Origin of the sequence: Paraburkholderia sediminicola (genome assembly GCF_046026895.1) — a bacterium.
In the GTDB taxonomy this organism is placed as follows: Bacteria; Pseudomonadota; Gammaproteobacteria; order Burkholderiales; family Burkholderiaceae; genus Paraburkholderia; species Paraburkholderia sediminicola_C.
Window position 1 is genome coordinate 119,271 of record NZ_JAQQEU010000014.1, and the last position, 17,899, is coordinate 137,169.

Annotated in this window: 18 protein-coding genes; 9 read left to right on the forward strand and 9 right to left on the reverse strand. The window is 63.0% G+C overall.

Translation table 11 applies throughout. The features are described 5' to 3' along the window. Positions 1–80: 80 nt before the first annotated feature. A complete protein-coding gene (locus tag PQR02_RS13040; protein WP_408230783.1) occupies positions 81–1,121 on the forward strand; it encodes a helix-turn-helix domain-containing protein in 1,041 nt (346 codons plus the stop codon). Here PQR02_RS13040 and PQR02_RS13045 read toward each other — a convergent pair. Then, on the reverse strand, positions 1,116–1,718 hold the full coding sequence (locus tag PQR02_RS13045) for a phosphatase PAP2 family protein (protein WP_408230786.1): 603 nt from the start codon (positions 1,716–1,718) through the stop codon (positions 1,116–1,118). The genes PQR02_RS13040 and PQR02_RS13045 overlap by 6 nt on opposite strands. A gap of 159 nt (positions 1,719–1,877) precedes the next feature. Between PQR02_RS13045 and PQR02_RS13050 the strand changes: the two genes are divergently transcribed. Beyond that, positions 1,878–3,119, forward strand: coding sequence for a Zn-dependent hydrolase (locus PQR02_RS13050; RefSeq protein ID WP_408230789.1), 1,242 nt, complete (start codon positions 1,878–1,880; stop codon positions 3,117–3,119). A gap of 68 nt (positions 3,120–3,187) precedes the next feature. On the opposite strand, the gene PQR02_RS13055 is transcribed toward PQR02_RS13050, so the two are convergent. After that, complete coding sequence (locus PQR02_RS13055; RefSeq protein ID WP_408230792.1) at positions 3,188–3,493, reverse strand: panthothenate synthetase; 306 nt, start codon at positions 3,491–3,493, stop codon at positions 3,188–3,190. Between the two features lie 108 nt (positions 3,494–3,601). Continuing rightward, positions 3,602–4,222 (reverse strand): methylated-DNA--[protein]-cysteine S-methyltransferase, encoded by a 621-nt coding sequence (locus PQR02_RS13060; RefSeq protein WP_408230795.1) that lies wholly within the window; start codon positions 4,220–4,222, stop codon positions 3,602–3,604. Between the two features lie 354 nt (positions 4,223–4,576). Here PQR02_RS13060 and PQR02_RS13065 point away from each other — a divergent pair, with 354 nt between their 5' ends. Next, positions 4,577–5,917: a leucine-rich repeat-containing protein kinase family protein gene (locus PQR02_RS13065; RefSeq protein WP_408230886.1), complete on the forward strand. Its 1,341-nt coding sequence runs from the start codon at positions 4,577–4,579 to the stop codon at positions 5,915–5,917. A gap of 97 nt (positions 5,918–6,014) precedes the next feature. Beyond that, the gene (locus PQR02_RS13070) at positions 6,015–6,974 is read left to right on the forward strand and encodes a substrate-binding domain-containing protein (protein WP_408230798.1); all 960 of its coding nucleotides are present in this window, start codon (positions 6,015–6,017) and stop codon (positions 6,972–6,974) included. Between the two features lie 73 nt (positions 6,975–7,047). On the opposite strand, the gene PQR02_RS13075 is transcribed toward PQR02_RS13070, so the two are convergent. Both PQR02_RS13075 and PQR02_RS13080 read right to left on the reverse strand, forming a co-directional pair. Continuing rightward, complete coding sequence (locus tag PQR02_RS13075) at positions 7,048–7,479, reverse strand: PRC-barrel domain-containing protein (protein WP_408230801.1); 432 nt, start codon at positions 7,477–7,479, stop codon at positions 7,048–7,050. A gap of 100 nt (positions 7,480–7,579) precedes the next feature. Continuing rightward, positions 7,580–8,419 carry a metallophosphoesterase gene (locus tag PQR02_RS13080; protein WP_408230804.1) on the reverse strand — a complete coding sequence of 280 codons (840 nt, stop codon included), beginning with the start codon at positions 8,417–8,419 and terminating at the stop codon, positions 7,580–7,582. Between the two features lie 478 nt (positions 8,420–8,897). Here PQR02_RS13080 and PQR02_RS13085 point away from each other — a divergent pair, with 478 nt between their 5' ends. Both PQR02_RS13085 and dmeF read left to right on the forward strand, forming a co-directional pair. Next, a complete protein-coding gene (locus tag PQR02_RS13085) occupies positions 8,898–9,173 on the forward strand; it encodes a metal/formaldehyde-sensitive transcriptional repressor (RefSeq protein ID WP_408230807.1) in 276 nt (91 codons plus the stop codon). A 7-nt stretch (positions 9,174–9,180) separates the two neighbouring features. Continuing rightward, positions 9,181–10,107 (forward strand): CDF family Co(II)/Ni(II) efflux transporter DmeF, encoded by a 927-nt coding sequence (gene dmeF / locus PQR02_RS13090; protein ID WP_408230810.1) that lies wholly within the window; start codon positions 9,181–9,183, stop codon positions 10,105–10,107. Between the two features lie 444 nt (positions 10,108–10,551). Here dmeF and PQR02_RS13095 read toward each other — a convergent pair whose 3' ends face one another. From PQR02_RS13095 to PQR02_RS13105, 3 genes are all read right to left on the reverse strand, one after another. After that, the gene (locus tag PQR02_RS13095) at positions 10,552–11,496 is read right to left on the reverse strand and encodes a hypothetical protein (protein ID WP_408230812.1); all 945 of its coding nucleotides are present in this window, start codon (positions 11,494–11,496) and stop codon (positions 10,552–10,554) included. A gap of 230 nt (positions 11,497–11,726) precedes the next feature. Beyond that, entirely contained in the window at positions 11,727–12,812 is a 1,086-nt protein-coding gene (locus PQR02_RS13100; RefSeq protein ID WP_408230814.1) for an alpha/beta fold hydrolase, read from the reverse strand. A 243-nt stretch (positions 12,813–13,055) separates the two neighbouring features. Further along, positions 13,056–13,760 carry a Crp/Fnr family transcriptional regulator gene (locus PQR02_RS13105; RefSeq protein WP_408230817.1) on the reverse strand — a complete coding sequence of 235 codons (705 nt, stop codon included), beginning with the start codon at positions 13,758–13,760 and terminating at the stop codon, positions 13,056–13,058. Positions 13,761–13,950: 190 nt separating this feature from the next. Between PQR02_RS13105 and PQR02_RS13110 the strand changes: the two genes are divergently transcribed. Next, entirely contained in the window at positions 13,951–14,718 is a 768-nt protein-coding gene (locus PQR02_RS13110) for a class II aldolase/adducin family protein (RefSeq protein ID WP_408230820.1), read from the forward strand. A gap of 130 nt (positions 14,719–14,848) precedes the next feature. Next, positions 14,849–15,892, forward strand: coding sequence for a 2-dehydropantoate 2-reductase (locus PQR02_RS13115; protein WP_408230823.1), 1,044 nt, complete (start codon positions 14,849–14,851; stop codon positions 15,890–15,892). Positions 15,893–16,042: 150 nt separating this feature from the next. Here the strand turns inward: PQR02_RS13115 and PQR02_RS13120 are convergent, their stop codons facing one another. After that, positions 16,043–17,173, reverse strand: coding sequence for an MBL fold metallo-hydrolase (locus PQR02_RS13120; RefSeq protein WP_408230826.1), 1,131 nt, complete (start codon positions 17,171–17,173; stop codon positions 16,043–16,045). An 85-nt stretch (positions 17,174–17,258) separates the two neighbouring features. Here PQR02_RS13120 and PQR02_RS13125 point away from each other — a divergent pair, with 85 nt between their 5' ends. Next, on the forward strand, positions 17,259–17,873 hold the full coding sequence (locus PQR02_RS13125) for a TetR/AcrR family transcriptional regulator (RefSeq protein ID WP_408230829.1): 615 nt from the start codon (positions 17,259–17,261) through the stop codon (positions 17,871–17,873). Positions 17,874–17,899 lie beyond the last annotated feature (26 nt).

The following is a 17,899-nucleotide window of genomic DNA, read 5'->3' on the forward strand; positions in this document are numbered from 1 at the left end:
CGCCGCCGCATCGCTCAGATCGTGATGTTTTCCCCGCCTGCGGCTATGATTCGCAGTTGACGAAACTGGCGGGGGACACCTTGACGACCGACTCCGTAGCGAAGCATGCCGCGGCCCCCGCCTGCGTCTATAGCCACTTCGATACGTATCACGAAGCGCCGCGCGCGCAGGCGATCGCCTGGCGGGACCGTCTGGGTCATTTCCTCGACGTGCCGATCTCGCGCTGGCAACTGGCCGACGGTTTCAACGGCAGGATCGACAGCTACCGCGTCGGCGATCTGACCTTCATGGATTGCCAGACCGATGCCATTTCGCAGTCGCGCTCGGTCGCGCGCATTTCCACCGACTCGGTTCGCCAGTTCGTGTTTCATGTGGCCGTCGAAGGCACGATCGAAACCGGCGCGGGTCTGCACCCGAAACGCAAGGCGTTGCAGTCCGCGCCGGGCATCCTCGCGCTCGACATGAATCAGCCGATGCAGATGGCGCGCAGCGCCTGTCGCGTGCTGGCGTTTTTTCTGCCGCGTGAGCTGGTGGAATCCGTGTTGCCGGGAGCGGAATCGCTGCATGGCCGCGTGATCGAATATCACTCGCCGCTCGCGCGGATGATTCCGGCGCATCTCGCCGACCTGTGCGAGCGATTGCCGACGATGAGCGCGCCCGAAGCCTACGAAGCCATGCATACCTGCGCGATGCTGATCGCGGCGGCCTTCGGCAAGGAGGCGGGCTTGACCGGCAATGCGCGCGCGGCGGCTCGCACGGCGATGTTCGCGACGGCGCGGCGCTTCATCGACGCGAATCTCGGGCAGATGGATCTCACGATTGAAAGCGTGCTTGCGGTGTCGCAACTTTCGCGGCCCACGCTGTATCGGCTGTTCGAACCCGAGGGCGGGCTGGCCGCTTATATCCGCAACCGGCGGCTGCGCGAAGCAGCCGATGAACTGCACCGCTACCCGCATAAGGCGATTGTCGAGGTCGCGTATGGGTTGGGGTTCAATAGCGCATCGGATTTCACCCGCGCGTTTCGCCGCGCGTATGACATGTCGCCCAGCGACTTTCGCGCGCTGACACGACAGGCACAGGCTGCCGTCAACGGCGGCCATGTGCGCAACGCGGCGCTATAGCGACAGCCAGCCGCGTTCGATGGGCCAGGCCAGCAGCTTGCGGTACACCGCGATCAGCGCGCGCGTCAGTCTCGCGCCGAGCCACTGCCATAGCGGCGCGATCAGCAGGAAGGCCGCGCCTGCCACGGCGACCGCGCCCGCCATGTCGAATGGAAAATGCACGCCGACAAAGATGCGCGCCCAGGCCACGGCGAGACCGGACAACAGGATGACGACGCCATAGGGGCGCACGCCGTCCAACAGCAAGGTCAATGCGATCGACGCGAAGATCGTTGCGTGGTCGCTGGGAAACGACGAGTCCGGCGCGTGGTCGAGAAACGTATGGCCGATGCCCAGCACGAACGGCCGAGGATGCGGCCACACCAGAGCGATGAGCTGATTGATGCCGAGTGCGAGCCACGCCACGCAGCACGCGCGCAGCGCGGTTTCGCGGCGGCGTTCGTCGCCGGACAGCCAGATTGCGACCAACGACAGCGGCACGAGATAGATGACGTAGTCGGCGATGAAACGCGCGAGGTCGATTTGCGCAGCCGGGGTGGAAGGCGTCGCATTGAGCTTTAGAAAGAGCGCCTGATTGAACGCTTCGAGTGTATGCATGCCGTGGTTTTTCTATCGGACGTGGGTCAGTGAGTTGAGGTGGCGCGTGCTGCCGGATTTGCGCCGACCCATGTTAGTGGACCAAGCTTATGGCATGCTTAGCCGCCGCGCTGCAAGACGGCCACGCAGTGCGAGCCATCAATCAAAGGAGATGAAAACGTGGTGACGATCAATCCGGACCGCTTGCTGACCGACCTCAAGCGGCTGCGCAGTTTCGGCGCTACCGGGCCGGGCGTGGTCCGGCTCGCGCTCTCGCCGGTGGATCTGGCCTCGCGCCAATGGCTCGTCGGGCGGATGACGGAGGCGGGGCTCGACGCGGGCATCGACGGAGTGGGGACCGTGTTCGGGCGTTCGCGCAACAGCGGCCCGGCGCTCGTAATCGGCTCTCATACCGACACGCAGCCGACCGGCGGCTGGCTGGACGGCGCGATGGGCGTGATCTACGGACTGGAGATCGCCCGCGCGCTGGCGGAAGACGATGCGACGAAGCATCTGGCGGTGGACGTCGCATCGTGGATCGACGAAGAGGGCACCTTTTCCGGCTTGCTGGGCAGCCGCAGTTTCGTGGGCGATCCGATCGACGAATCGATTCGGGGCGCCACGAATCGCGACGGTCAGCGTCTCGAAGATGCGCTCGAAGCCGCCGGTCTGGCTGGACGGCCGCGCGTGCGCTTCGAGGCCGGGCGGCACGTGGCCTACCTGGAGCCGCACATCGAGCAGGGCGGCCGGCTCGAAGCGGCCGGCAAAGCGATTGGCGTCGTCACGACGATCGTCGGGCTGCGCGAGTTGCGCTTGCGTTTCACGGGGCAGCGCAATCACGCCGGCACCACGCCGATGGCGATCCGGCGTGACGCGGGCGCGGCGCTGGTCGCCTTTATCGCCACGATGAACGACGCGTTCGCGCAACTCGCGGATGCCGACACCGTGTGGACCGTGGGGCGCATCGATCTCGATCCGGGTTCGCTGAGTGTCGTGCCCGGCGCGGCCGATATGTATCTGCAATTCCGCGACGCGAATGCCGCGCGCTTGCAGGCGATGGAGAGCAGGCTTGCGGAGCTGCTGCGTGACTTCAATGGGCGCCATCGCGTGAGCGTGGAACTGACGACCTTCGACGCGCCGATGGAACCGGTGAGCATGCACGCGGCGCTCGCGGACCATCTCGCCAGAGCCGCCGAGTCCATCGCGCCGGGGCAATGGCTGCGTATGCCGAGCGGAGCCGCGCACGACGCGCAGGTCATATCGCGCTGCATGCCGGCGTGCATGATGTTCGTGCCGAGCATCGGCGGCGTGAGTCACGACTTCATCGAGGATACGGCCGAGGAGCATATCGTCCTCGGCTGCCGGGTCGCGGCCACGGCGGCGGCTGCCATTCTTCAGGAGCAATGCGCGGCGCGGTCGTGATGAATTGCGGTGGCGTTGGCGGTGACGGCGCGTCCGCTGAATCGCCGACGCGCCTCGCTGCCTGCTCGCTATTTCCATTTCGAGCCGAGCTTGTCCAGCCCGGCTTTCATCAAATCTTCCGGCAACATCGCAATGCGCAGTTCGCAGTCCGCGTTGAACTTCAGAAACCATGGCTCCGCGAGCGACGGAATAGCCGATGCGTCGTCGATGTTCACTGCGAGCACCGCACCACGATGTCCACTCTGCTCGGTGAAGTAGACGGTCTCCGGTTTCATCTCGTCGAGTATCTTCGCCATCACTTCGCCGATGCTGCCGTCGCGCACCATCGAATTGAACGGTTCGTGCGGGATTCGTATGTTGAGAAGCATGCGCATGTCATCCTCCTGGTTGATGCCCAAAGGGCCTCTTAAGGATAGGTGCTTTGTGCGCCGCTATCGGGGGTTCATCCCGGCCGGTTCGTGGTCCGTTGCCGGGGCGTTCGCTTAGTTGCCGAACAGCGATGCCTGCGTCCCACGGTTCGGCAAATGGCGAGCGGGCTTTGCGTCGGCTTGGGTCGCGACGGGCCGCGCTTGAGTTTGCGTTTGCGCGTGCGTCTGGGTACTAGCCGCTGCTTCCAGCGAAGTCTGTCCAGCTTCGAGCGCCAACAGCAGCATCTTGTTGGCGAGGCCACCCGCGAAACCGGTCAGCTCGCCCGACGCGCCGATCACGCGATGGCAAGGCGCGACGATGGAAATCGGATTCCTGCCGTTCGCCGCGCCGACCGCTCGAACCGCGTTGACATTGCCGATTTGCTGCGCGATTTCCGCGTAGCTGCGTGTCTGCCCGAACGGGATCGTCAACAGCGCGTGCCAGACTTTCTTCTGGAACGCCGTGCCCTGAAAATCGAGCGCGAGATCGAATGCCTGCCGTGTGCCGGCGAAATACTCCTTCAATTGCCGCTCGGTTTCGGCCAGCACGGGACGTTCGTTCTCTTCGCTCAATTCCCCGAGCCGGACACGGTTCGGCTTGTCGTTTTCCCACAGGATTGCGGCGAGGCGCTCGCCGTTGGCGACGAGCTTCAACTGACCGACGGGCGAATCCATCAACTTGTATGCGTACGTCACTTTGCTTGCTCCTGACTGGTTGGAGGCACAGAGGCGGGCGAAGCCGTTCTGCGAACCGGCGCTGAAAGCGCGCCCATATTCGACAGCGTAAAACCCGTTCCCTCTGAAGACGCTCCAGTTCTTGCTATTTCATTCGTGTTCAAGCATCCTGGGCGGATAGCAGCCGGCCTGCCACTGTACCGCCCTTTCCGATTCCATTCATAAGATGTTGGCGGCGTTGCGCGCGATTGGACAGCGCCGCAGCCCAATCGCTCAGCTCCTGCACAACCGGGCGCACGCATCTCGCCCGCGACTCAGTAGAATCGATGGCTTCGATACGACGTGCACCGCTTGCCGGACATCTTTTCCACCACTGTGACCACGACACTAGAACAACTGCGGGCCGGACAACTAACGGGCTCGCGCCATCTCAAACTGGCGTGCGGCCTGCGCGAATTTCCGCGCGAGATTTTCGATCTTGCCGACACGCTGGAAGTACTCGACCTCTCGGGCAATGCGCTCACGGCACTCCCCGACGATTTGCCGCGGCTGGCCAAACTGCAGATCCTCTTCGCGTCCAACAACCCGTTCACCGAGCTGCCGGAGGTGCTGGGCGAGTGTTCGCAATTGCGCATGGTCGGCTTCAAGGCGAACCGTATCCGTCGGGTGTCGGGCCGCGCGCTCGCACCGCGACTGCGTTGGCTGATCCTCACGGACAACGAGATCGAGACACTGCCTGCACAGATCGGCGGCTGTTCGCAATTGCAGAAGCTGATGCTGGCCGGCAACCGGCTGCGCGCGCTGCCCGATGAACTGGCCGCCTGCTCGCGGCTCGAACTGCTGCGTCTCGCGGCGAACCGGCTCAGTGGACTGCCGGCGTGGCTGCTGTGTCTGCCGCGGCTTTCCTGGCTCGCGTATGCGGGCAACCCGTTCAGCGAGGCGCTGGAGACGGCCGCGATGACCGATACGCCGATCGCCGGCATTCGCTGGGATGAGTTGACGCTCGAACAGTCATTGGGCGAAGGCGCTTCCGGCGTCATCTATCGCGCGCAACTCATGGGGCGCCATGAGCGTGCGTCGCCCGCGGTGGCCGTCAAGCTGTTCAAGGGGGCCGTCACCAGCGACGGCTTGCCCGACTGCGAAATGGCCGCTTGCATTCGGGGCGGCGACCATGCGAACCTGATTCCGGTGACGGGAAAAGTGCAGGATCATCCGGCCGGTGCGCACGGTCTCGTGATGGAACTGATCGATCCGCAATTCAGGAACCTCGCCGGTCCACCGAGCCTCGCATCGTGCACACGCGACATCTACGACGCCGGCACGCGCTTCGAGTTGCGCGCGGTATTGGGTATCGCGCATGGCATTGCAGCGGCGGCGAGCCATCTGCACCAGCGAGGCGTCATGCATGGCGATCTGTATGCGCACAATATCCTGCATGGCGGCGAAGGTCATGCGCTGTTGGGCGATTTCGGCGCAGCATCGTTCCATGCCACCGACGATCCCGCTACCAGCATTGCGCTTCAGCGCCTCGAAGTCAGGGCGTATGGTTGTCTGCTCGAGGAGTTGTTAGAACGATGCGACGAGCTTGACGCACACGCGCCCGGCGCGGCGACGCTCATCGCATTGAAGGACCGCTGCCTGAGCGAAGAGATCGACAGCCGGCCGCTGTTCGATGAAATCGCGGCCCGTTTGCTCGCGCTGAAGGGCGATCGATGAACGGGACGCGTGGACCCAGGCGGGGTCGGCGACGCGATCCGCATTTGTTCGACTGTGTGGGTGCCACTCACGAGCCGGGCCGGAAAGGAGGAAACCGATGACGCAGAACCCGCGACGCCGCATGCTGCTTGCCGGCGCGCTGGCCGCGGCCGGCCTGGCCGGCGCGTCGCGCGTCGACGCGCAAGGCGGCAAGCTGAAGATCGCCCTCGTGCTGAAGTCGCTCGCCGATCCGTTCACGGTGGCGATGGTCGACGCCGCGCGCAATTATCAGCAGCATTACGCGTCGCAATTCGGCTTGACGATTCGCGGAACGGCGAGGGAGAGCGACACCGCTGCGCAAATCCAGATGGTCGAGGAGATGATCAAGGCGAAAATGAATGCGATCGTCATCGCGCCGACCGATTCGAAGGCGCTGACTGCCGTGGTGGCACGTGCGATCAAGGCCGGCATCATCACGATCGCCATTGATAATCCGCTCGACGACGCAGCCCAGGCAGCGGCCGGCATTTCCGTGCCGTTCGTCGGACCGGACAATCGCAAGGGCGCGGCCCTGGTCGGCAACTATCTCGCGGCGAAGCTCAAGCCGGGCGATGAGGCGGGGATCATCGAAGGCATTGCGGTGGACCGCAATGCAAAGCAACGCACGGCCGGCAGCGAAGATGCGATGGATGCCGCCAGCGTGAAGGTCGTCGCGATCGAGCCCGGCAACTGGGATTACGGCAAGGGGCGCGACGTCGCATCGAAGATGCTCAGCGAGCATCCGCAGATTCGCGCGCTGCTATGCGGCAACGACAACATGGCGATGGGCGCGGTCGATGCAATTCGCGACGCGGGCCGCAGTGGCGGGGTGTATGTGACCGGATATAACGCGATCGATGCCATCAAGCCGTTGCTCGCCGACGGCCGCGTGCTCGCGACGATCAATCAGTTCGCCGACAGGCAAGCGGTATTCGGCATTGACGTGGCATTGAAGGCGGTGACCGAGCGCAGAAAGCAGAGAGAACTGTCGCCGGTGATTGAAACGCCGCTGCAACTCGTTACGGCCGCTAATCGCTGAATCTCGCCATTGATGGCGTCGCCGCGAGCGGCGCGATCGCTCCAGCAAATAGGCAGCGGTCACGGGAGAGGGTCTACTCCGCCTTCACCTTATGCGGCTTGGTCGCCTTTTCGAGTTTGTTGTACTCGAATTCAGGCACCGACTTCAACGCTTCCTTCGTTGCACCCGCGAGGAACAGATTGCCGTCACGAATCTCGAAGTGATCGACCGGGATCGCCACATAGTGCTTGCCCATGCCGAGGAAGCCGCCGACCGACACCACCGCATACGTTGCCTTGCGGTCCGGCGAAATGATCACGTCATAGATGTTGCCGACCTTTTCGTTGAGGTCGTTGTAGACCGGCTCGTCGACGAGTGCGCGGCGCACGCTCCAACCCTTCAGCAGCGCATTGGTCTGCTCGACCGTACCGCCGAGCGGTTGCAGTCCGGCCACCTGGGCGAACGCGCCTGGCGATGCGCAGAGGGCGGCGAGAGCGGTTGCGCAAATCAGTGCTTTGGCTTTCATCATCAGGCTCCTGGTTGACTGTCGGATCGACGGTCGAATAGTTGTCTCTGTACAGGAGATCCTCTAGCACGTGACATGCCCGAACCGCGAGCAGCCTGTCTTACACACCGGAGCCCGCGGGATATCGCTTCGAGCGGCCCAACGCCGGCTCTTTTCGCGCGCTGCGGTTGAGCAGCATGGGAATCTCGTCGAGCCGCAGCAACGTCAGGTTGCCGCCGTAGACCAGCCCCGTATCGACGTTGATGACGTTGCCGCGCACCCTGGGTTCGCGCGTGGGCGTGTGACCCACGACCACAGCCGCCACGCCGTCGACGCGCCCGCTGGGTTCGCGCAACGTCGACGCGACGCGCGGGAACAGTTGCGCGGCGAAGCGTAGTAGAGAAGCCAGCCCCGTCGCTCGACGCGATTTCCAGCGCGAGCGGTCCCAGATCACTTTGCGGCGTGTCGGCCCGTCACGGTTCTCCTGTTCGAGTGCGCGGACCATCTGCGACCAGGAGGGCAACGGCACATTGGCATGCACGATGCCGACGAGGCCATCGTCTGTTTCGACTTCGATCGCAAAGGGCAGCGCCGCCATGTAGTTCACGATGTCGTTGACCGCCTGCGTATCGTCCGTCATATCGAGCAGCCATTCGCCGCCGTTGCAGCGCACCGCCGACGCTTTGCCGCCATGCCGATGCCAGCGCACGATTACGTCCTCGTGATTTCCGCGCACCGAGTGAATCTGATATTGCCGCACGAGGTCGAGCACGGCCGGCGATTCGAAGCCCCGGTCCACGAGATCGCCGACGGCGAAGAGTCTGTCGCGCGCCGGGTCGTATTGGCGCAGCGCCAGTTCTCTGCGAAGTTGAGCGAAACAGCCGTGCAGATCGCCAACGACGAAGTCACGACCGCAGGTGTTCTTCTTGAAGCGCCGCACGGGTGAGTAGGTCTGCTGCATGTGTTACCGCCAGGAAGTTAGCGTGGGAACGACGAAAGGCTCTGTTCACTGAGCTTCTGATTGATAGCGCTGCCGCATGCCGGGGGCGCGTGTTGGAGTGTCGGTCGCCAATGCGCCGCGTGCAGTGTCGATTTGTAACGAGCTGTGTTGCGCATCTATGCCTGTGGTTGGCCACATGCGCCCTGTTTGGCGCGTGGTGGCCCGCGTCGCCATGCGCAGACGGCATCACACGGTCGCGCGGCGCGGACAGCGCTGTAAGAGGCTCTTACTGTCCGTTACAAGTCACGCGACGTCGATGCGCGGGTCTTGCGCTGACCGCCTTGAGTGCTCACCAGGGTGCCACACTCGACCGTTGGTCCGCGTAGCTTGGGCGCGGCGCCTTTAGGACGATGATGAGCGTTTCGCTCGTCAAATCTTGCAGAGACAGCGGTCGGAACAATGTCTGTGTTATCGTATAGATACCGTGGGGGGGTATAGTATGTCGCACCTGTCTGAAAGAAAGGACGATTTGTTGAAACGTGTACGTCGCATCGCCGGTCAGGTGCAGGCAATAGAGCGTTCGCTGGAAACGGATGCAGACTGCGAGAAGGTCCTCCACCTGGTCGCCGCTACGCGCGGTGCCATGAACGGTCTATTGGACGAGATTGTCGAGGCGCACGCGCGGGAACATGTGGCCCATCCCAATCTGACTGCTAGTCAGCGAAGCAAGGGCGTCGATGCACTGATTGAAGCAATCCGGCGCTATTCAAAGTAGGCTTTTTATGAGTATCGGTTCGAAGCAATCAATTCGTGAGCATGAGCATTCGTTCTTGGGCAGTTCGCACGATGAAAACGCGCGGCGCACAAGATCCGTCGTAGCGCTGACCTTCGTCATGATGGTGGCCGAGATCGTAGCCGGCTACTTGACGGGATCGATGGCCCTGCTCGCCGACGGATTCCACATGGCAACGCATGCAGGCGCGCTTGGCATTGCTGCATTCGCTTACGCTTATGCGAAGCGCAATGCTGGCAGCAGGGCATTCAGTTTCGGCACCGGAAAGGTCGGTGACCTTGCAGGCTTTGCATCGGCCCTGATTCTAGCGCTCGTCTCGCTCGCAATAGGGATTGAATCGGCTCTCCGACTCGTGCGTCCTACGCACGTCGAGTTCGGACAGGCGACCATCATTGCCGCGGTCGGGCTGGTTGTTAATATCGTGAGTGCCTTTCTGCTGTCCACCGGTCATACGGGACATGGACACCATGATCATCACCATCATCATGGCCATTCGCACGGCTCAGACAACAATCTGAGGTCCGCGTACGTGCACGTTCTCGCTGATGCGCTTACCTCGATGCTTGCGATAGCGGCGCTGCTCGCTGGCCGCTATCTCGGATGGGTCTGGCTCGATCCGGTCATGGGTATCGTCGGCTCGGTCGTCATCGCTCGCTGGGCGTGGACACTGATGCGCGACACCACTGCGGTGCTGCTCGACAAAACGGACGAGCACATCGCAGACGAAATCCGCGAAATCTTGCAGTCCCACGGTGACGCTGAAATCGCCGATCTCCATGTCTGGCAAATCGGACCGGAAGCAAGGGCCGCAATCGTAAGCGTACGTACACAAGGTGATGTCACGGCCGATACGATTCGCGCCCGCCTCGCCCCGGTTCATGAGGTGATGCATCTGACGGTGGAAGCAGCGCTGTAGCACATCTGCCTGAGCACCCGCTCGCCTGCGCTTCGGTTTCATGCTGTCCAACGTGTGCGGACTATGCGGCGGTGTTCATCGCTCGGTTCAAGCGAAGCTCGAAACATGAGTCGCTCTTCGTGCCGGGATCAAGCAGATGGGAGCCGGCGTTCCGAACGCCGGATATGGCGAAGCCGGCCCGGATAACGCGCCGACCGCGAGCGCGTTAGAAAATCACGCCGCCGTATCGTCGTTCTCGAAAACGACGATGCGCCGTCCGACCTCGCCGAGATCTGTTGCGCCCGCGAGATATGCGCACGGCGCCTGTGTTCGGCTGCGTCCATCCACGCGCAGATCAGTTCCAGAATGAAGGGAATCATGATGATGCTCCTCGCGATAGTTCGAGCGGACCGGAACATCCCGTCCCGGCTATTCTTGTGAGCTCAGGCAGACACGGCCGTTTCGTCATTGGCCGCGCTGCATGAGCGGTGCCAGCGCGTGGCCGATGCGTTCCTTCTGCGCAGGCGCAATCAGGCTTTCCAGCAGCTTCGAAAAGCGCGGCTGCGTGACGCCCGACACGATGTACTGCCAGCGGTATGCATCGAGCAACCCCGCAGCCACGGCAGACTGTTCGGCCATGCTCATGTCGCGGCCCGCATGCGCGACGAAGTATTCGGCGTCCCCCGCGGCCTGCATTTTCAGCAGCGCGTCCACGGCGGCCACCAGTTCGATCAGATCGCCGATTGCCGCATCGCGGGCTGCTTCGCTCAGTTGCGCGTCGTCCCGCAGCCATTCGAGTTCGTCGATGATCGCGTGCTGCGACTCCTCTTTCCAGTGGAACAGGAATACATCCTTGAATAGCGGCGACAGGCCCGCATCGGGCTCGATGCTCTGCCGGTAATGGACCTGCGTGACGATCTCGATGCAACAGGTCAGCGCCAGCACGGACCACGTCGATTTGCCAAGTACGAACGACGCGACGTGATCGGCCTCGGGCATGAAGCGATAACCCGCGGGCATGGCATCCGCAGCCAGCAGTTCGATACGGCGGAACAGTTCCTGATGCTTCAGTTCTTCATCCGTGAAGCGCACCACCGCTTCCAGCGCCGTCTGATCGCCGAGGGCATGGTCGCGGCCCACGTCGAGCATCTTCGCGCCGACGAAACGCTCCACCAGCCGGAACATGTTTGCATACGTGCGTCCCTGGACCTGGGACATCAGCAGTCGTTGCGCCGGGTTCAGGAAGGGCAGCCGGTCGACTTGCGTGAGTCCGTCCGGCAGGAACTTGTGCGCTGGATCGAGATGGCGGCCGCGAATCACCTCACGATCGATATCCCACCGGACACGACGCGACAATTCGATACATTTCGCGTAACGCACAGACGGATTTTCGTTGACGACGGCATTCATGTTGAGTCTCCGGATGGCCTCGCGACAGCGGAGGCGTTTGATTGTCATGCGCCAGGGGGCGCCGGTATCGAGCGGCACGGGAAGATTTGCTGCGGCGCCGTTCGAGAATGAATTCTCCGGATCGGGCGCCTTGCGGACATGAGGCGCCAGTCCCGGGTCGTCACCGGGACATGCATGGTTCGTGGCATTTGTCTGGGACAGGTGTCCCGATCACGCCCGCTGGGCAGACGTCAGGCGGCCGGTGCGTCGAAGCCGGCCTTGCGGGCCAGCACGATGGCCTGCGAGCGGTTCTCGACTTCGAGCTTCGAGAAAATGCTGGTGATGTGATTGCGTACGGTCTTTTCGCTCAGACCGAGACGCGCGGCGATCTGTGCGTTGTCGCGGCCGCCCGCGATCAGGCCGACGATGTCGCGCTCGCGTGGCGTCAATGCGGCGAACGCCGGATCGACGGGCTCCGTGGTCGGCAGGAATGCGCGCAACTCGTCGCGCCAGCGCAGCCACGCCGGTTCCGAATCGAGCAGCAGATGATTTTCGCTGTCGAGCGGCACGAAGCGCGCGCCTGGAATCTGGCTGGCGAGCAGCCGGCTTTCCTCGAACGGCACGCGCGCATCGTCGTTCGCATGCAGCACGAGCGTGGGGCACTGCACTTGTGGCAGCAGATCGACCACGTCGATCTCGTTGAAGACGCGCATGATGCGCGCGGCGTTATGCGGGGTCGTCGTCAGGCGCTCCAGTTCGTTGAACCAGTGATGCTGTTCCGGAGTGCCGCCCGGAATGAACTGCGTCGTGAAGAACTGGCGAAACGCGGGGTTCTGCTGCCCCCAGCCGAGTTCAGCGAGTTTGACGAGCGTTTCCGCTTCGTCGTGCAAGCGGGGATCCGCCGAGCGCTTCAGCTTGCCGCGCGCATAGCCGCCATAAAGAACGAGATGACTGACCCGTTCGGGCCACGCGACCGCATAAGCCACCGCAATCGACGCGCCTTGCGAAATGCCAAGCAACGCAAAATGCTGCACGCCGCAGGCGTCGATCACGCTTTCCAGATCGCGCTGCCATGCGTCGAAAGAAATCTCGTCAGGATCGCGGTCGGACAACCCACAGCCGCGCTGGTCATAGCGGATCAACGTGTGCTGCCGGCATAGCTCCGCGATCACATGGCTCCATACGGGACTCTTTAAATCGAATTCGAGGTGACTGAGCCAGTTCGCGGCCTTGACGATGGGCGGGCCCGTTCCGCAGGTCGCGTAGGCGATGCGCACGCCGTCGCTGGCTGTGCAAAGGCGTATCTGCTGCTTCGGATACGGCGTGGGCGCGGGCATGGCAGGGGCTAGTCAACAAACACATACAACGGCATGCTGAACGACAAGCCAGCTGAGGTTCGACAGGCGCAGCGCGTTCGATCGTCGTGCTTACAAAAAGCTTTGCATGAAACAGCATAGACGGATGAATGGGAAATGGCCAGGCACTGAAAGAGATCGTCCGCGCCGGGCTGTGGACAGGACCTCTGGCGCGACAACAACGAGGCGCGCCGTGCTGGACGCCAATGTCTGACAGGAAGACAGTCACGGATTTGGATCGCCGAGGCTGGCTGCGCGCAATCGGTCGAAATCCAGAATGGCGATTTCCCCGGATTTCAGGCTCAATATGCGTTGACTTTCGAGGTTCCTGAGCAGCTGATTAGTGGTTTGCCGCGACAGCGACACCATTGAAGCCAGGCTGTCTTGCGAGACCCTTATCCTGCTTTGCGAAGCGTTGAGCCCGCCATAACCCCCGGCGATCATCAGCAAACGGTTGGCCACGCGCTGTGCCGCGGGCAACAGGCTCATCGCTTCGGCGTTCTCGAACGAAACCCGCAGTCTTTGCGCCATCAACAGCGCAAAATCGCGCCAATAGCGCGGCGCGGAATCGAGCAGGGCCCGCAGCGCGGGCTCGGGCACGTGCAGCAAAAGTGTCTTGCTGACGGCAGTGACGTCGTTCGGACGCGGCAGCCCGTCGAACATCGAGATTTCCCCCACCCACGCAGTGGGTCCGAGCACCGCGAGCAACGCCTCTTTCCCATCCAGCCCGACGGTGCCGATGGCGAGCGCGCCGCCCAGCACGGCGTACAGGCCATAAGACTGGTCGCCGCGCCGATACAGCATTTGGCCCCTCTCCAGCGTGAGCAGGGTGGCATGGCTAACGAGGTAGTCCCGCAACTCGACGGGCAGACCCCGGAACCATGGAGTCGTTTCGAGTTGTGACCGGTAGCGGTCCAGGCTGGAATCCATTGGCGCATTGACCTGTCGTGTATCCGACAGATTTTAGGCGGGTTAGCGATCATCATGTGGACTTGCATCGGGCGACGCATCGACTTGTCCCTTGATGCACGCGCTGCGTCGCAGAGGCTGAACAGGCGATTGCACAGGGCGTTGTCTCAGGTTATTCCATTGCTTGAATCCTCGAATAAGGAGTGTTGACGTGGCCTCATCTGCTATCAGTCTGAAGAACGACGTTTCACCTGCCGAATGGGAAGCGCGAGTCAATCTCGCAGCCGCGTACCGTCTCACCGCGCTGTTCGGGTGGGATGATCTGGTGTTTACCCATATCTCGGCCCGTGTGCCCGGGCCCGAACATCATTTCCTGATCAACCCGTACGGCATGATGTTCGACGAAATCACCGCGTCGTCGCTGGTCAAGATTGACCTCGACGGCCGCAAGATTGCCGATTCGCCGTATGACACCAATCCGGCCGGCTTCACGATCCATAGCGCCGTCCATGCGGCACGTGAAGACGCTCATTGCGTGATGCACACGCACTCGGTCAATGGTGTTGCCGTATCGGCGCAGGCGGCGGGGTTGCTGCCGCTCTCCCAGCAGTCACTGGGTGTGCTGGCATCGCTCGGCTATCACGACTACGAGGGCATCGCACTCAATGAAGCCGAGAAGCCTCGTCTCGTTCAGGACCTCGGAAGCAACACTTATCTGATGCTGCGCAACCACGGCCTGCTGACGGTCGGCGCGACGCCGGCGGACGCCTTCGTCGCAATGTACTTCTTCGAAGCGGCTTGCATGATTCAGGTGCGAGCCCAGGCAGGTGGCGGAAAACTCAATCCCATCGCCCAGCCGATTCTCGACGGCATCAAGGAGCAGATCGGGCTGGTGACGAGGGGCGTCACGCCAGGGGCGCTGGTATGGCCCGGGCTGCTGCGCCGGCTCGACCGCCGCAACCCCGGATATGCCGACTAACGCGGCCGGTCCGTTCACACCAGGCAGTACGCACGATCACATGGCTGAGCGAACGACGTCAGCGATCATGGATCGCGTTTGGGATTCATCGCATCGCTGATTCAAGCGGGTAAGTCACGTGAGAACCTCTATGGCAAAAATCTGTATCTACGGCGCTGGCTCGATCGGTTGCTATGTCGGCGGACGGCTCCTGGCCGGCGGTAGCGACGTCAGTTTCATTGGACGTGCACGTATGGCCGGCCAGTTGCGCAGTCAAGGCATCACGCTGTCGCGGCACGACGATAGCCGCTGGTACGTGCCGCCGGAGCGGATCGTCGTGTCGACGGACACCGCCAGCGCCGCCGCCGCCGACCTCGTGCTGGTAACCGTCAAGTCTGCCGCGACACGCACGGCGGCGGCGGAACTGGCTAGCGTGCTTCGCCCTGGGACGATTGTTCTGAGCTTGCAGAACGGCGTTGGCAACGCGGACGTATTGCGCACCGCGCTGCCACAGAACATCGTGCTGGAGGGGATGGTGCCATTCAATGTCGTCGAACGTGGCCCGGGGGTATTTCATCAAGGTTCAGCGGGCGAGCTGGAGATCAGACATACACCGGCGATGCAGCCGTTCGTCGATGCATTCAGGCAAGCGGGTCTGCCGCTGATCCAGCACGTCGATATGTCGCCGGTGCAGTGGGCCAAGCTGTTGCTCAACCTCAACAATGCCATCAACGCGTTAGCGAACCGGCCATTGAAGGAGGAGCTATCGCAGCGCGCCTACCGGCTCTGCCTCGGCATGGCGCAGAAAGAAGCGCTCGCGCTTCTGAAGCGGGCCGGCATACCGCCAGCCAGAGTGACGCCGCTCCCGGCCAGCTGGATACCGCATGTACTCAGCGTGCCCGATGCGTTGTTCGAAAGCTTGGGACGCACGATGCTGACGATCGATCCGCTTGCGCGCTCGTCGATGTCCGACGACTTGGCGGCGGGGCGCGTCACGGAAGTCAACTGGATCAACGGCGAGGTAGTGCGCCTCGCCCAACGCTTTGGGCAAACGGCACCGGTAAATCAACGGCTCTGTGAACTCGTGCGGAAAGCCGAGCTCGCCGACGTCCGCCCTTCATGGTCAGGCGAAGCATTGCTGGCCGAGATGCGGGCAGCGGCGAACGCCGCTTTGGTGCTGCACGACAAGGTCTGAACGCCGGCGCCCGCCGCCTGCGTTCTTCAACGTCCGCCGTCGAAGCGCCTCAAAATCGCCCTTCGCAGTTCTTCGTGTCTGTGAGGTACGAAGAACCGGAACTGACAGCGGCGCTAAGCGCGGCCTCAGGCTGGCGGCGCTCGCCAGGAATCACGAAGACTTCGCGTCGGCGGCATTGCGCGACGCGCACAAACGCCATGCGGCCTTCGGTGCGGCGACAGTCTCGACGGTGCGGCGCCACCAGAGTTCGCCGCGATGGGGTGTGTTCAGATCCAGCCGTTCGCCCATGCGGGGCGTCGACAGCGCAACACCGCGCGCGAGGGCCAACCCCGTCACCCTTTCGAACGGCTCCTGCCAACGATGCATGGCGAGGTCGAAGGTGCCGTTGTGAATCGGCACGAGCCTGCGGCCGCGCAGATCGATGTGCGCCTGCACGGTTTCTTCGGGCTGCATGTGAACGTACGGCCACTGCGCGTCGGACGCTCCGGTCTCGACCAGCGTGACGTCAAAGGGTCCAAGGCGCTCGCCGATCGTCTGGAAGCCGTCGAAGTAGCCCGTGTCGCCGCTGAAGAACACGCGCAGATCATCGTCGACCATCACCCACGACGCCCATAGCGTGCTGTTGCCGTCGAACAGACTACGGCCGGAAAAATGCTGCGCGGGCGTCGCGGTGAACTCGATGCCGTCGACCTCGATGCCTTGCCACCAGTCGAACTGCCGCACCTTCGAAGCGTCGATGCCCCATTCAATCAAGCGGTCGCCGACGCCCAGCGGCGTCAGAAAAAGGGCGGTGCTCTGCGCGAGCGCGAGCACGGTTTCGCGATCGAGGTGGTCGTAGTGGTCGTGCGACAGGATCACGCCTCGCAGCGGCGGCAAATCGGCGAGCGCGATTGGCGGCGCATGAAAACGCTTCGGGCCGAAGCGCCGGAACGGAGACGCGCGCTCGGCGAACACGGGGTCGGTCAGCCAGAACTGGCCGCGCAGCTTGAGCAGCAGCGTCGAATGACCAAGCCGGTAGAGGCTGCGCTCGGGCGCGGCATCGAGCTGCGCGCGCGTCAGTGCATCGACGGGCAACACGTCCGTCGGCACCGTGTCGCGTGGCTTGTTGAACAGCACGTTCCACACGATGCCGAGCGTCTTGCGCAGACCTTCGGCGGGACGCGGCTTGACGTTGCGAAAGCGTTCGCCATCATGCTGCGGCGAGTGGCTGGACAACGCGCGGCCACGCCGCGCAGTGGTAACGCCGAGCACGCGGCTGACAAGAGCAGGAAGCGACGTCATGAGGTAGGCCGTCCGGAAAGAAATGTACACTCGGGAGTGTAGTTTATTTCCGAGAAAAGTAAACTGCCCGGTGTAAAATCCTGTAATGGATCCCTGTGCCACTCACCAACGCCTGACTGACCGCAAGCGGGTCGCTATCGTCGGCGCCGCGATCGACGAATTTCTCGCGGCCGGTTACGACGCGACTAGCATGGACCGTATCGCCGCCCGCGCGAACGTCTCGAAACGTACGGTCTATAACCATTTCCCGAGCAAGGAAGTCCTGTTCGCGGCGATTCTCCATCAGCTATGGGACGCGAGCCAGAGCGGCGATGCGCCCGCCTACCGCGCTGACGAACCGTTGCGGGCGCAGTTGCTCGAGCTTTTGGGTCGCAAGCTCCGGCTGCTGAACGACGAGTCCTTTTTGTCGCTTGCACGGGTGGCGATCGCGGCCGGCATCCATTCGCCGGAGCGCGCGCGGGACATGGTCGCCCGCCTCGGCGAACGCGAGGAAGACCTGACCGTGTGGGTGCGGGCTGCCGTCGCGGACGGCCGACTCAAGACCGCCGATCCGCTCTTCGCCGCGCTGCAGTTGCAGGCGTTGGTGAAGGCGTTTGCGTTCTGGCCGCAGGTGACGATGGGCCACGCGCCGCTCGGCGAACAGGAACAAAAGCAGGTCGCGGAATCGGCCGCCGACATGTTTCTCGCACGCTATGCGTGAGTGAGCGTCTGGGGTTTGTGGTTTCG

Bases quoted from the DNA above. Each gene is read 5' to 3' on its own strand.
- PQR02_RS13115 (WP_408230823.1), top strand. From the start codon at position 14,849: ATGGCAAAAATCTGTATCTACGGCGCTGGCTCGATCGGTTGCTATGTC.
- PQR02_RS13045 (WP_408230786.1), bottom strand. From the start codon at position 1,718: ATGCATACACTCGAAGCGTTCAATCAGGCGCTCTTTCTAAAGCTCAAT.
- PQR02_RS13055 (WP_408230792.1), bottom strand. From the start codon at position 3,493: ATGCGCATGCTTCTCAACATACGAATCCCGCACGAACCGTTCAATTCG.
- dmeF (WP_408230810.1), top strand. From the start codon at position 9,181: ATGAGTATCGGTTCGAAGCAATCAATTCGTGAGCATGAGCATTCGTTC.
- PQR02_RS13085 (WP_408230807.1), top strand. From the start codon at position 8,898: ATGTCGCACCTGTCTGAAAGAAAGGACGATTTGTTGAAACGTGTACGT.
- PQR02_RS13080 (WP_408230804.1), bottom strand. From the start codon at position 8,419: ATGCAGCAGACCTACTCACCCGTGCGGCGCTTCAAGAAGAACACCTGC.
- PQR02_RS13105 (WP_408230817.1), bottom strand. From the start codon at position 13,760: ATGGATTCCAGCCTGGACCGCTACCGGTCACAACTCGAAACGACTCCA.
- PQR02_RS13100 (WP_408230814.1), bottom strand. From the start codon at position 12,812: ATGCCCGCGCCCACGCCGTATCCGAAGCAGCAGATACGCCTTTGCACA.
- PQR02_RS13125 (WP_408230829.1), top strand. From the start codon at position 17,259: ATGGATCCCTGTGCCACTCACCAACGCCTGACTGACCGCAAGCGGGTC.
- PQR02_RS13070 (WP_408230798.1), top strand. From the start codon at position 6,015: ATGACGCAGAACCCGCGACGCCGCATGCTGCTTGCCGGCGCGCTGGCC.
- PQR02_RS13120 (WP_408230826.1), bottom strand. From the start codon at position 17,173: ATGACGTCGCTTCCTGCTCTTGTCAGCCGCGTGCTCGGCGTTACCACT.
- PQR02_RS13095 (WP_408230812.1), bottom strand. From the start codon at position 11,496: ATGAATGCCGTCGTCAACGAAAATCCGTCTGTGCGTTACGCGAAATGT.
- PQR02_RS13075 (WP_408230801.1), bottom strand. From the start codon at position 7,479: ATGAAAGCCAAAGCACTGATTTGCGCAACCGCTCTCGCCGCCCTCTGC.